At 60.2% G+C, this 12,827-nt stretch carries 11 protein-coding genes and 1 rRNA gene; 5 read left to right on the forward strand and 7 right to left on the reverse strand.

Annotation, left to right across the window (positions count from 1 at the left end):
* The 3 genes from G365_RS0119390 to G365_RS22475 form a co-directional block, all read right to left on the reverse strand.
* A 16S ribosomal RNA gene (locus tag G365_RS0119390) occupies positions 1 to 145 on the reverse strand; the annotation flags it as partial.
* A gap of 307 nt (positions 146 to 452) precedes the next feature.
* On the reverse strand, positions 453 to 2,261 hold the full coding sequence (recQ, locus tag G365_RS0119395; protein ID WP_019647193.1) for a DNA helicase RecQ: 1,809 nt from the start codon (positions 2,259 to 2,261) through the stop codon (positions 453 to 455).
* 51 nt (positions 2,262 to 2,312) lie between these two features.
* A complete protein-coding gene (locus G365_RS22475) occupies positions 2,313 to 2,945 on the reverse strand; it encodes a substrate-binding periplasmic protein (RefSeq protein WP_169545208.1) in 633 nt (210 codons plus the stop codon).
* A gap of 622 nt (positions 2,946 to 3,567) precedes the next feature.
* On the opposite strand from G365_RS22475, the gene G365_RS22480 reads away from it, so the two are divergent.
* Complete coding sequence (locus G365_RS22480) at positions 3,568 to 6,012, forward strand: ATP-binding protein (protein ID WP_019647195.1); 2,445 nt, start codon at positions 3,568 to 3,570, stop codon at positions 6,010 to 6,012.
* Positions 6,013 to 6,113: 101 nt separating this feature from the next.
* Here the strand turns inward: G365_RS22480 and arsC are convergent, their stop codons facing one another.
* Entirely contained in the window at positions 6,114 to 6,458 is a 345-nt protein-coding gene (gene arsC, locus G365_RS0119410; protein ID WP_019647196.1) for an arsenate reductase (glutaredoxin), read from the reverse strand.
* A gap of 165 nt (positions 6,459 to 6,623) precedes the next feature.
* Here arsC and G365_RS0119415 point away from each other — a divergent pair, with 165 nt between their 5' ends.
* On the forward strand, positions 6,624 to 7,697 hold the full coding sequence (locus G365_RS0119415; protein WP_019647197.1) for a glycosyltransferase family 4 protein: 1,074 nt from the start codon (positions 6,624 to 6,626) through the stop codon (positions 7,695 to 7,697).
* Positions 7,678 to 8,133, forward strand: a complete 456-nt coding sequence (locus G365_RS0119420; protein WP_019647198.1) for an acyl-CoA thioesterase — start codon at positions 7,678 to 7,680, stop codon at positions 8,131 to 8,133. The genes G365_RS0119415 and G365_RS0119420 overlap by 20 nt, the downstream gene beginning before the upstream one ends.
* A gap of 39 nt (positions 8,134 to 8,172) precedes the next feature.
* Here G365_RS0119420 and G365_RS0119425 read toward each other — a convergent pair whose 3' ends face one another.
* From G365_RS0119425 to lptG, 3 genes are read right to left on the reverse strand one after another with little or no spacing between them, the layout of a single operon-like run.
* The gene (locus tag G365_RS0119425) at positions 8,173 to 8,874 is read right to left on the reverse strand and encodes a phosphatase PAP2 family protein (protein WP_019647199.1); all 702 of its coding nucleotides are present in this window, start codon (positions 8,872 to 8,874) and stop codon (positions 8,173 to 8,175) included.
* Positions 8,871 to 10,403 carry an ArnT family glycosyltransferase gene (locus tag G365_RS0119430; protein ID WP_169545210.1) on the reverse strand — a complete coding sequence of 511 codons (1,533 nt, stop codon included), beginning with the start codon at positions 10,401 to 10,403 and terminating at the stop codon, positions 8,871 to 8,873. The genes G365_RS0119425 and G365_RS0119430 overlap by 4 nt, the downstream gene beginning before the upstream one ends.
* A gap of 10 nt (positions 10,404 to 10,413) precedes the next feature.
* The gene (lptG, locus tag G365_RS0119435) at positions 10,414 to 11,523 is read right to left on the reverse strand and encodes an LPS export ABC transporter permease LptG (protein ID WP_019647201.1); all 1,110 of its coding nucleotides are present in this window, start codon (positions 11,521 to 11,523) and stop codon (positions 10,414 to 10,416) included.
* Positions 11,524 to 11,697: 174 nt separating this feature from the next.
* Between lptG and G365_RS0119440 the strand changes: the two genes are divergently transcribed.
* On the forward strand, positions 11,698 to 12,273 hold the full coding sequence (locus tag G365_RS0119440; RefSeq protein ID WP_019647202.1) for a cob(I)yrinic acid a,c-diamide adenosyltransferase: 576 nt from the start codon (positions 11,698 to 11,700) through the stop codon (positions 12,271 to 12,273).
* 189 nt (positions 12,274 to 12,462) lie between these two features.
* A partial coding sequence (locus tag G365_RS22485) for an electron transfer flavoprotein subunit beta/FixA family protein (protein ID WP_019646649.1) occupies positions 12,463 to 12,827 on the forward strand: 365 nt, incomplete at its 3' end.

Genomic DNA, 12,827 nt, shown 5'->3' on the forward strand with positions numbered 1-12,827 from the left:
TTCCCTCAGTTATTCCGTACTTCAAGGTAGGTTCCCACGTGTTACTCACCCGTGCGCCGCTCCCACCCGAAGGTGAGCGCTCGACTTGCATGTGTTAGGCCTGCCGCCAGCGTTCGTTCTGAGCCAGGATCAAACTCTCAAGTTGACCTGAACCATTACTCTCACAAAGCATTGCTTTACAAGATACTCAGGTTCCAGCCATTCGTCCGGCCAGATACCCACGTATCCCTTCCCTCTCTTCACTTGTCTAACAGCGGCGCCACCGGGGTGGCTTCCAACTTCGCACCGTCAGCGCTTTTCGCTGCGGCCCGCGTCGTCGGGAGGCGCTTTATAGGCCCCACGCACAGAACCGTCAAACACTTTTTTCAGAAAAATGACTCTTTTCTCAAAAGCCCTGTCAAACCCACGAAACGACAAAGGGCACCGAAAGACGGTACCCTTTGTCATGCAGCTTATTCCGCAGCCTCTGATCCAGATGCCCGGACAACATCAAGAAACGCCTGTCCATAACGCTCCAGCTTGCCACGGCCAATCCCCGGGACACTGGCCATAGCCTCCAGCGTTTCCGGGCGACGCTGCGCCAGCTCAAGAAGGGTGGTGTCATGGAAGATGACATAGGGGGGTACCCCCTGTGCCCGGGCCAGATCCATCCGACATCCACGCAGAGCCTGAAACAGGGCTTCATCCGCCACCGTCAGGGTCGGGCGCTGGCTGTCGCGGCTGCGCTTAACCTTCGCGGACGGGTCTTTGCGGAAAGCGACACTGGCCTCTCCCCGTAACACCGGGCGGACATCCGGCCCAAGGAACAGGCCACCGTGACCGTCAATGTCCACCAGCACATGGCCCAGCGCCACCAACTGTCGCAGCATAGATTTCCAATCCGCTTCAGACCAGTCGCCACCAACGCCAAACGTGGGGAGACGATGATGGCCGAGGGAACGGACCCGCTCTGTCATCTGCCCCCGCAGCACATCAATCACATGCTGGGAACCATACCGCTGCCCGGTGCGGTAAATTGCTGACAGCGCCATCTGGGCAGCCCGCGTACCATCAAACGTTTCAACCGGCTCAAGGCAGGTGTCACAGTTCCCGCAGGGGGCGCAGGAATCCCCAAAGTATTCCAGCAGCACCTGACGGCGACAGCGGGCGGTTTCACAAAATCCCAGCAATGCGTTCAACTTGTGACGCTCAATGGCTTTTTTGTCGTCAGATGCCTCAGACGCCTCGATCATCTGCCGGACCCGGGCCACATCCTGTACGCCGTACACCATCCATGCCTGAGAGGGCAGACCATCACGCCCGGCACGCCCGGTCTCCTGATAATACGCCTCGAGAGATTTCGGCAGATCAAGATGGGCAACAAAGCGGACGTCGGGCTTGTCGATCCCCATCCCAAAGGCGATGGTCGCCACCATCACTAGGCCATCTTCCCGCAGGAATTTATCCTGATTGGCGGCCCGGACCGTTTTATCAAGACCGGCATGGTAGGCTAAAGCCTCCACTCCCTGCTCCCGCAGCCAGTTTGCCGTCTCTTCCACCTTGGCGCGGGACTGACAGTAAATCACCCCCGCATCCCCACGATGCTCTTCCTGAATGAAACGGAGCAGCTGTTGCTTCGGGTTCGCCTTCAGGCCAATCCGGTACCGGATATTAGGCCGGTCGAATCCGGCGACGAACTCCCGCCCTTCGGTCAGGTGCAGCCGTTCAACAATTTCCCGCTGGGTCGGGCCATCTGCCGTCGCCGTCAGGGCGATACGCGGCACGCCGGGAAACCGCTCCGCCACAGCGGCAATCTGCAGATATTCCGGGCGAAAGTCGTGGCCCCACTGAGAAACACAGTGGGCCTCGTCAATCGCGAACAACGACAGAGAGCAGCGCGACAATTGGTCAAGAAAGGCTGGCTGCAACAGCCGCTCCGGGGCGACATAAACCAGATCCAGTTCGCCCGCGCGCATCTGTCGGCTGATTTCCACCGCCTCGGCAAACGAGAGGGTGGAGTTCAAAGCCGCAGCCCGGACCCCAAGCTGACGCAAGGTTTCCACCTGATCCTGCATCAGGGCGATCAACGGACTGACGACAACAGCGACACCGCTGCGGCAAAGGGCCGGCACCTGATAACACAGGGACTTCCCGCCCCCGGTCGGCATCAGGACGAGGGCATCTCCGCCAGCAACGACATGGCGAATAACCTCTTCCTGCAAGCCGCGGAACGACTCGTAGCCAAAGACGGTTTTCAGAATATGGAGGGGATCGGCCTGCATGGCCCGATGTTATAGGGGATCCGCATCCGCCACGAAAGGGGAAAGGCAGATTCAGCGTACCACGCGGGAGGAGTCTGCCGTATTCGGACGCTGCAGCAGATTTCCGGCATCCTCAGCCGGTCGGGCCTGAATCTGCCGGAGACCTTCCGCAAACAGATCCCGCAACGCGCGGCCCTTTTCGGTCTTCTGAAAGCAGATGTACAGGGGCTTCCGGTCCAAAGGAACTGGATTGACTCGCAGGTCAGCCGCGCGGGCTTTCAGTTCCGGCTCTCTGTCGATCAGGTAGCGGAATACAGCGCCATCAATGACCACGCCATCAATCCGTCCGGACATCAGCTTGCGTATATTGATAATATCACTGACCACCTCTTCGGTCTGCAGGATACCCCGTCGGACCAGATCGTCAAAATCGGGTGTGTTTACATAATCCCGGACGGTCCCCAGCCGATAACGCGCCAGATCCGCCAAGGCCACCCAGCTCAAAGGGTTATCCGTCCGCTCAACCAACACCAAATCACTGCTGTCATAGGGTGGTGAAAAATGACACCAGCTCTGCCGGTCTTCAGAGGCATAAAAAGACAGGCCGCCATCCAGCCGTTGGGCACGGATCAGGGCCGTCATCCGCACCCATGGCAGATAATCAAACACCACCGGAACACCGACCGCGGCAAAAGCATCCCGCACAATGATAGACGAACGCCCCTCCCCCGGCAGGGTTGCCCGGCTGTACGGAGGCCAGTCGATCGACCCCAGCGTCAGCGGTGGCCTGCCCGTCGGGGCCGGCTGATTCTGTGCCTGGGCGGAAGAAAGAGGAGTCGGGAAAAGAAAAGCCGCAAAAAGGACAGGCCGTAGCAGGGGCAACAGCCACAGTCCGCCGTGCCAGCCGCGCCGGGCTGACACAGCCTTACCATGGAGGCTGAGCCCAACCCCGCACAGGCGGGACCCGGAAAATCTCAGGCCCTTGATCATCTATACAGGCCCCCTTCCGTCCCCTCAGATTTCTCCGGCAACGTGATCGTGTCATCAGCTTATCGCTTGGAGACCGATGGTACAGCGTTTTCCACCGGAGCGCTGAGGAAACAACAGCAGATATTGCGGTGAAGGCATATTCTGTCTGTCATCGCTCCACAAATGCGCGGCCCCCTCCGGAAGAAAGGGTCTGTTTTTACAGCGATGGAGCGCGTACTCTGGGCATCATTATACCCGGATCGTTTTTTGCAACACCTTGCCCCGTTTTTGCGATGGCGCGGTCTGCATGAGAAGGCAGATAATCCGGCTTCATATTCAGTCTTGGGGGAGCTCCCGTATGCGTGTCCGGCTGACGGATCGGCTGACGCTTCGGCAACTGCGCTACACACTGGTGATCGCCCTGGGGCTTGGTCTCCTGCTGTCTGCAGTTCAGGTCGCGCGGGATTATTCCCAGCATGTTGACTCGACCATGGCCTCTGCGGAGCGGATGCTGGATGCGTTCCATTATGCCGCGGTTCAGGCCGCCTATACCCTTGATTCCGATCTGGCCGGGGATGTCGTGCGCGGGCTGGTGGCAGACGGGCCAATCGTCTCTGCGCGTATCATCAGCGATCTGGGCGACCGTCTGGCGGGAATCCATGTCGGCGAACAGATCGAGGCAACACCGGTTGCCTTTCTGTTCGGGCAGCCGGTGGTGCAGCGGCGCGAACTGACCAAGACACAGCCGGGGGGCCGCCAGGAGACTATCGGTTTTCTGGAAGTGGAAATCTCAGCGGTCCGCACTGCCGGGCCGTTCCTTGAACGTGTTGCCCTGAACCTGCTGAGCGTGTTGATTGAAACCGTGGTGTTGGCCGGGGTTCTGGCCCTGATCTATCTGCGCACCACCACCCGCCCGATCACCACCATCGTCTCCCGCCTGCAGGCGGCTGAGGATGAAGGCACGCTGGTCAAAGACCTGCCGGTGCCACGCGGCCACGATAAGGACGAGATCGGCTTTCTTGTCAAAGCCTTCAACGGCCTGTTGCGATCTGTGGAAACCGAACTGCGGGCCCGTCGTCAGGCGGAAGACGATCTGCGCAAAGCCAACGATGTTCTGGAAATCCGGGTTGAGGAGCGGACCGCGCATCTGAATCAGGAGATTGCGGAACGCCGGGCCATTGAAGAAGCCCTGCGCCAGAGTGAGGAACGGTTCCGCGATCTGGCGGAAGTCTCCTCCGACTGGTTCTGGGAAACCGATGAGCATGGCCGCTTCACTCTCGTCTCCGACCGCTTCTTCGGTGTCAGCGGCCTCTCCCGTCACCAGATCGTCGGGCGGACCGTTGGCGATTTGCTGACGGCAACCATCATCGCCGACATCAGTGATGGCTGGGATGTGCTGCAGCATATGATGGAGCAGCGCTCCCCGTTGGTGCGCTATGACATGACCCTGCGCGGCAATGATGGCCGGATGATCTTCGCCCGGATGGACGGCAAGCCGGTCTTTGACATTACCGGGCAGTTCATCGGCTACCGCGGCACGGGCCGTGATGTGACCCAACGTAAGATCGTCGAGGCCAGACTGGACGAAGCCCGGTCAGAAGCAGAACGCGCCAATGCCGCCAAATCGCACTTCCTGGCCAATATGAGCCATGAACTGCGGACCCCGATGAACGCCATCCTCGGCTTCGCCCAGCTGCTGCGGGCCGCCCCCGGGCAGGGGCTGACCCAGACACAGAAAAGCTATGTCCAGCACATTCTTGATGCCGGTGACCATCTGCTGCGCCTGATCAACGAAATCCTTGATCTTGCCCGCATTGAAGCGGGGCGGATTGAGCTGTCGATCGAAAGCGTTGACATCGTCGAGCTCATCAAAGAATGCTCTGATATGCTGGAGCCGCTGGCTGCCGGACAGGACATCGCCGTAACCATCGAAGGCCACGACAGCCCGCTGCATGTGATGGCTGACCGGTCCCGTCTGAAGCAGATCCTGCTGAATCTCGGATCCAACGCCATCAAATATAACCGTCCCGGCGGATCGATGAAGATCGGCTTCGGCACCTCTCCCACAGCCGGGATGCAGCGGATCCTAGTCAACGACACGGGGATCGGGATTCCGCACGACATGCTGCGGAAGGTTTTTGAGCCCTTCAACCGCATCGGCGCCGACCGCACCGCAATCGAAGGCACCGGCATCGGCCTGACCGTGACCCGGCAGCTGGTGGAGCATATGAACGGTGCCATCGGCGTTGACAGTACCGTCGGTGAAGGCAGCACCTTCTGGTTTGATCTGCCGGTCAGCACACCGCTGCCAAAGCCGAAAGACCTTGAAGACCGGCGGACCCAGCCACAGGACGGCGAACAGGGGCAACCGCCGCTGCGGGTGCTGTATGTGGAAGACAACCCCGCCAACCGGGACCTGATGCGCGATGTGATGGATCTACGCCCGAACGTCACACTGGTAATGGCGGAAAACGGGAAAACCGGGCTGTCGCTGGCCCTGAGTGAAAACCCGGACCTGATCCTTCTGGATATGAACCTGCCAGACATCGACGGGCTACAGATCGCCCGTAAGCTCCGCACCGACCTGCAGATGCGCCATACCCCGATCGTCGCAGTCAGCGCCGGGGCCATGGCCCGGGATATCGAACGGGCCCGGAACGTTGGTATTGATGACTATGTCTGCAAGCCGTTCGACGTTTCAGAAATGCTGACCCTGCTCGACAGTGTGGCAACAGGCACCTACACCTCCGGCAGTCTGCGCCAAAACGGCACAGGCAACACCCTTGGCACGACGCTGCTCTGAAGACTGCTGATCTGGCGCTACCGGAGCGGCAAGAAGCTAACGAAAAAACAGGGCGCCCCACAGACGCCCTGTTTTTTTATGACCAGCCCCAGATCACGTGATCAAAGAATCTCGAGGACCGCTTCCGGCGGACGGCCAAGGCGGGCTGCGGTTTCGGTCACCACGATCGGGCGCTCAATCGCCCGCGGATGTGCCACCAGCGCAGCAATCAGACCGGCATCATCCAGATCCTCAACAGAAAGACCTTCCTCGCGGGCTTCCTTGGTCCGTACCAGCTGCCGCACGTCTCCGCCCAACAGAGCCACGATCCGGGTCAATGTCTCTGCTGAAGGCGGGGTCTGTAGATACTCGACAACCACCGGCGTCAGCCCGCGTGCTTCCAGCAAAGCCAGAGTCTCACGGGACTTTGAACAGCGGGGATTGTGATAGATCGTGACCGCAGACATGGCATCTCCTCTCAACCGAATCAAACTGTCCGACTGTCATAACAGTCCGCTCAGAGGCCGTCACCCTCTGCCCGCCCCCCTCCCCGTCACAGGAGGTTCACTGGATTTATGGTCTGTCGACAGGGATAGACAGAGGCAGATTCTGTCTGGCCGGGAGTCCGCCACATGTCTCACCCCGCCCCCCAGCACATTGTTTTTGTGACAGATGCGTGGTTTCCACAGCCCAATGGGGTGGTGCGGGTTCTCAGCAGCCTGAAGCAGGAGCTGGAGGCCGCCGGACATCAGATCACGGTGATCGAACCGGGTCAGTTCCGCACGGTTCCCTTGCCGACCTACAGTGAAATCAGGCTCGCTGTCCTGCCCGGCCGACGTGTCGCGCAACTGCTGACGAGTCTGCGCCCTGATGCTATCCACATTGCTACCGAAGGTCCGCTCGGTTGGGCTGCCCGCAACTGGTGCCTCCGGCAGCAGGTGCCTTTCACCACCGCCTATCATTCTAAGTTTCCGGAATATATTCAGGCCCGGACCGGATTGCCGCTGGACTGGCTTTATGGACTGGTGCGCCGCTTCCATGCCCCGTCACAGGTGGTTCTGGCCCCATCACAGAATGTCTTCCGGGAATTATCGGACCGGGGTTTTACCAAAGTCAGGGCATGGGCGCATGGCGTCGACACCACGGTTTTCAGTCCGGACCGTAAGGACCTCTTCCCCCTGCCCAGACCGATCTTCCTCTACGTCGGGCGGGTCACGGTGGACAAAAACCTGCCCGCCTTTCTGGATCTGGATCTGCCCGGCAGCAAAGTGGTGGTCGGGTCCGGCCCGCAACGGGATGCCCTGATCAGGCGCTACCCCCAGACACTGTTCCACATTGCCAAAGATGACAGCGAACTGCGCCGCTGCTTCAATGCAGGGGATGTTTTTGTCTTTCCGTCCCGGACAGATACTTTTGGTCTGGTCATGCTGGAAGCACTGGCCTGCGGCGTCCCCGTCGCCGCTTTTCCGGTCACCGGGCCAACAGATGTTCTGCTTGATGCCGTCGGCAGTGCCGGAATTCTTGATACCGACCTGAAAGCCGCCGCCCTGAAGGCACTGGAACTGGATCCGGCAGACTGCCGCGCCCATGCCCTGCGCTTTGGCTGGGATGAGGTCACCCGTCAGTTCCTTGAAGCGCTTGCCCCGATCCGGTACACCGTCGGAGAACCCACGACGGAGTCCCGCAATGTCCCATCCCACCCCTGATGCTGCCGGATCACTGACCGTATCCCTCACTGACCGCACCGCTTATTCTTACTGGACGCGCGATCATGTGCGGTTTCAGGATCTCGACCGCCTCGGTCACGTCAACAACGTGGCGTTTGCCGTGTACTGTGAAACCGGGCGGGTGGATTTTGCCGAAGCAACCTGTCCCGGATCAACAGCCGGAACTGGAATCGGCTGGACCATTGTCCGTCTGCTGATCGACTTCCGGGCGCAGGCCCATTATCCCGGCGATGTCATGATCGGTACGCGGGTGCTGAAGCTGGGCACCAGTTCCTGCCGGATCGGACAGGGACTGTTCATGGATGACGTCTGCTTCGCCACCGCTGATTCGGTGATGGTCTGGACCGATGTGGCTGCCGGGCGCAGTGTTCCTCTGCCGGATCCCCTGCGCGTGGCGATGCAGGTCTATCTGTAAACACTCTGCCCCTAAACACTCTGGGGGCGTTGATCCGGCTCAGTCACGGGAACGCAGGATCCACTGGGCCAGCACCCAGTTGACCGTGACCACCAACACCCCGGAGTACAGCACATCGGACAGGAAATGCCCGCCCTGAATGATCCGCACCGCGCCAACCACCACCCCAAAGCAGAGGGCAGCCGTCAGACCGGCTGACCGCCACACAACGGGAAGCAGAAACGCAAAGGCTGTCACCCAGAACCCCAGCGCCCCATGACCTGAGACGAACGAGCAGTTGCTGTCACACTGATTGGTGACCAAAAACGGCGGGGTATAGAGATTATCCCCGCCAAACTGGGTAATCTGGCTGGGTCGGGCCCGCCCCCAGTTTTCCTTGAACAGCAAATTCGCAAGCAGCCCGGGGCCCACCGCCAATGACAGCAGCAGATAGCTGACAATCCGCCCGGTCACCCCAAAGAAGGTCTGACGGTACAGCCGCCCGGCCCCCCACAGCACCACCACAAACAACACAATCCCGAACAGGACCGTCGGCATCCCTTTGCGGATGAATTCCGCGAAGGGGGCCTTACCGAGATACCATCCCAGCTCCGGCTGATAGAACCAGCCGCTGACCGCCAGATCGAGGCCCGGAAAGGTCAGGAAGACCAGCAGGGACGCCAGAAGCCACAGACTCCAGCGCTGGCGCAGATGTTGCCCCCCAGCCCCCAGAAACCGGTCAAGACAGTCAAAAAGCTTCATTGAGCCCTCCCGGCGGCATAGCCTTTGAAACCGGTCAGGCGATAAGCCCGCACTTCCAGCGCATAATCAGGATAAATCGGCAGACGCAGAATGCTGATCATTTCCGTCCGGGTAAAATATGGTTTCACCCACAGATCATCCCCACGGGTGATCAGCAGAAAATCGCCGCCCGGCTCTGCTGGCAGGGATGCTGAAAGCTCGTAATGATTCAGACGTTTCCCTTCCGGGTTCCACATCCGGGCGGGCATCATCAACGGGCGGGCATAGTACAGCAGGGTCGCCATGGTTTTCCGGTCATCAAACAGCGGCACCAGATCCGGATGCTTCATCACCAGATCCCGCGACCAGTCGCCAACCAGATCCCAGCCCCGCAGACGTTTTTGCAGATCAAGCTTGCTGGTCATTGAAACCCCGGCCAGCGACAGCAGCGGGGCTGGATTGTACAGCGCCACCGCCGCCAACAGGTGCAGGCTGGCGGAAACCGGCAGAACCCACCGCCAGCGGTCCCGCTCCATCAGCCACGCCGTCACCAGCGGTACGGCTGCAACAAACGCTGTGGCGGCCCAGTTGGCATTCGCCCGGGACAGGAATGACTGAAGCGTAATCGCCAGTAATACCGGCAAAACGAAACACACCAGAAGCCGATACCGCCGCACCAGCCATGTACGCCGCAGAACCACCAACGCAATAATCAGCAGAACCGCAAACAGCAGCGGGCCGAAAACCCCAAACTGACTGCCCAGAAACTCTGCCAGCTCCGCCGGATTAAACAGATCCGACTTCAGGTTGGCGTTTTCGCCGGTATGGCGATAGCTGGCCATACCGTTCAACAGGTTCCACAGCAGATTCGGGCTGTAAACCACAAAGCCGGTCAGCAGGGCCAACCACAGGCCGGGTTGCCGCAGGCGCAGGCGGTCAGACGGCGAAACCAGAAGAAACAGCACCAGAGAGACCACAAAAAAAGCCATCGCGTATTTGGCCAGCAGGCCAATACCGATCGCCACGCCCAACAGCAGCCACCAGCGCCACGCTCTGCCCTCATCTTCCACGGCCCGGACCAGCGCCAGCAGGGCGACGGCCCAACACAGCAGCAGCGGTGCATCAGTAGAAATGATCATTGCCGAGACCGAGACAGCCGGCAGGGTAATCCAGATCAGGGCAGACCACAGGGCGATCCGGTCAACATCTTCCCGGGTTCGAAACAAGGACCGCGCAACGCCGAACAACACCAGCGCGGTGGCGGCATGCGACAGTGTCGCCCCCAGCCGGACCCAGGCCTCGCCATTGCCGCCAACTGCGGTGGTCAGGGCAATCATCCACGCAATCAGCGGCGGCTTGGAGAAATAACCAAGCGCGGGCGTCTGGGCCCAATGCCAGTACTGAGCCTCATCAAAAGACAGATTGACCCCGTCCGTAAACAGCACCACCAACCGCCAGGCGGTGATGGCTGCAACAAACAGGAACGCCTGCCGGAACGGGGCAGGCGCAGCACCGGTCTGATCCGGCATCTTCTGGGGGGAGGAAGTCATCAGGTTGTGCTCAGCCATCTTCCAGATGCAGCAGGGTTGCCATTCCCAGCAACAGGGTCACCAAGGTGGGGGTCCAGGCCGACAGCCAGACGGGAACGGTCGAGGACTGTCCGAGCGCGAGGGACAGCTTGGAGAAGAAATACAGCAGAAAACCACTGCCGACAGCCCCAAGAACCCGGGAAAATCCCCCGCCGGACCGCTGGTTGGGACGGACGGAAAAGACGGCCGCAACAATCACCATCGCACACAGCAGGATCGGTGAGGCGATCAGACTGTGAAAATACAGGCTATGCCGCTGGGCCGAAAACCCGGCTGACTCAAAAAAGCTGATGAAGCCGGGCAACTGCCAGAATGACAGGGTTTCCGGGCTGGCAAAATTTTCCTGCACCCGCCCGAGGGTCAGGGTCGTCGGCAGAGACAGGGCGGCGTGGAACACACCGGCCTGTCCCGGCTCCATCACCCAGGCGTCAGTCAGTTCAAACTCACTCCCGACCAACCGCCCCAGCCGGGCATTGATCCGCTTGAGGAACCGTTCCCGGCCATCAACATAAATGAACGCCATATCGCGCATATACAGATCAAAGCCGTCCTGCCGGACACTGGCGGCATGTACCACCGTCTGCCCGCCGTCAGCACGGGGTTCCCGCAGCCACAGCCCGCTTTCCGAGAGATTGAATGTTCCCTGCCGGGCCAGCGTCATCCCGTCCTCGGCCTGCTCGTACCGTTTGTACAGCAGGGCCGCCAGCGGATTGACCACCGTCACATTAACAACCCCCAGCACCGCGACCAGCAGCAGGGCCGGGGCCATGAACTGCCACACCGACACCCCGGCAGCCCGGATCACCACCAGTTCGTGGCTGCGTGTCAGACGCCACATGGCGATCATTCCGCCGATCAGCACCGCAAACGGCATCACCTGCTGCATCAGGGTCGGTAACTTCATCAGCGACAACTGCAGCAGAAACAGCGAATCAACCGTTTCCTTCCCGGCGGAGCGACGCAGCAACTCGATGAAATCCATCAGCACGATCAGCGCCGTAATCACCAGCAACGTTCCCAGCAGTGCCAGCAGAAAATGCCGCGCGATATAGGCTGAAAGGGTGATGTACAGACGTGGCACCGGATTGCGTCCTCGGTCTTGCGGGAAAGGGATCAGGCTCCGGGCCTGAAAGGAACGGGCTCAGGTATTCTTGCCCGGCGATCTGCACTGAAGATGCGAAGGTTATAGGTGATCCGCAGCCGTTGCGGTAGGCTCCTTCGCAGTCTTTTTTCACCAGTCCGGACAGAATTTCCAATGGTTCAGCTGACCCGCATTTATACCCGTGGCGGAGATAAGGGTAAAACCTCGCTCGGAAACGGCAACCGGGTCGCCAAAGGCGATCTTCGCGTCGAGGCTTATGGGACAGTCGATGAGGCCAACGCCGTCATCGGCATCGCCCGGCTGCACAGTCAGGACGGTCAGAACCCGTCAGCAGACGCCATGCTGTCACGAATCCAGAACGACCTGTTTGATCTCGGCGGCGATCTGTGTGTCCCCGAAGAAGGCGCACCGGAATGGGCCCTGCGGATCACCCCCGCGCAGGTGGAACGGCTGGAGGCGGAGATTGACGCCTTGAACGCTGACCTCTCTCCGCTCAAGTCTTTCATTCTGCCGGGCGGCAGCGCTTTGTCGGCCCATCTGCATCATGCCCGGACTGTGGTCCGGCGGGCAGAACGCCTGATCTCCGACCTCGCCGACCGGGAAACCATCAACCCGCAGGCGCTGATTTATGCCAACCGCCTGTCGGATCATCTGTTTGTTCTGGCCCGTGTCACCAATGGCAATGGTGCCAACGATGTGCTGTGGGTTCCCGGCGCCAACCGGGAATAAAAGACGCCATTGATATAACTTTTCATTATACTAACCCCCACTGGGTTACGGTTTGACTTGCCTCCCCGGAGCGTCTATTTTGCGATGCAATAAGCATCCGTCTGCGATGCCTGCGAAGTGTCCGCCCGCTCCGGTCCAACCGGGGCAGGACGGGCGGGGTAACCTGGGAAACGGAACTAGGAAATACCAATGAAAGTCCTGGTAGCAGTGAAGCGGGTCGTTGACTACAACGTGAAGATCCGCGTGAAGGCCGACGAGAGCGGTGTCGAGACGGCGAACGTCAAGATGTCGATGAACCCGTTCGACGAAATCGCGGTTGAAGAAGCGGTGCGCCTGAAGGAAGCGGGAACGGCGACGGAAATCGTTGCGGTTTCGCTGGGGTCTGCGGGTGCGCAGGAAACCATCCGCACGGCGCTTGCGATGGGGGCCGACCGGGGCATTCATGTGCAAACCGACGAAGAGGTACAGCCGCTGGGGGTTGCGAAGGCGCTGAAGGCGCTGATCGACCGCGAGAAGCCGGATCTGGTTCTGGTGGGCAAGCAGGCGATTGACGA

This window comes from Novispirillum itersonii subsp. itersonii ATCC 12639 (assembly GCF_000381985.1).
Taxonomy (GTDB): domain Bacteria; phylum Pseudomonadota; class Alphaproteobacteria; order Rhodospirillales; family Rhodospirillaceae; genus Novispirillum; species Novispirillum itersonii.

What these genes read in the sequence shown, in the direction of transcription:
- arsC (WP_019647196.1), bottom strand. Translation starts at nt 6,458, where the DNA reads ATGTCTGCGGTCACGATCTATCACAATCCCCGCTGTTCAAAGTCCCGT.
- G365_RS0119415 (WP_019647197.1), top strand. Translation starts at nt 6,624, where the DNA reads ATGTCTCACCCCGCCCCCCAGCACATTGTTTTTGTGACAGATGCGTGG.
- G365_RS22480 (WP_019647195.1), top strand. Translation starts at nt 3,568, where the DNA reads ATGCGTGTCCGGCTGACGGATCGGCTGACGCTTCGGCAACTGCGCTAC.
- recQ (WP_019647193.1), bottom strand. Translation starts at nt 2,261, where the DNA reads ATGCAGGCCGATCCCCTCCATATTCTGAAAACCGTCTTTGGCTACGAG.
- G365_RS0119440 (WP_019647202.1), top strand. Translation starts at nt 11,698, where the DNA reads ATGGTTCAGCTGACCCGCATTTATACCCGTGGCGGAGATAAGGGTAAA.
- G365_RS0119430 (WP_169545210.1), bottom strand. Translation starts at nt 10,403, where the DNA reads ATGACTTCCTCCCCCCAGAAGATGCCGGATCAGACCGGTGCTGCGCCT.
- G365_RS0119425 (WP_019647199.1), bottom strand. Translation starts at nt 8,874, where the DNA reads ATGAAGCTTTTTGACTGTCTTGACCGGTTTCTGGGGGCTGGGGGGCAA.
- G365_RS0119420 (WP_019647198.1), top strand. Translation starts at nt 7,678, where the DNA reads ATGTCCCATCCCACCCCTGATGCTGCCGGATCACTGACCGTATCCCTC.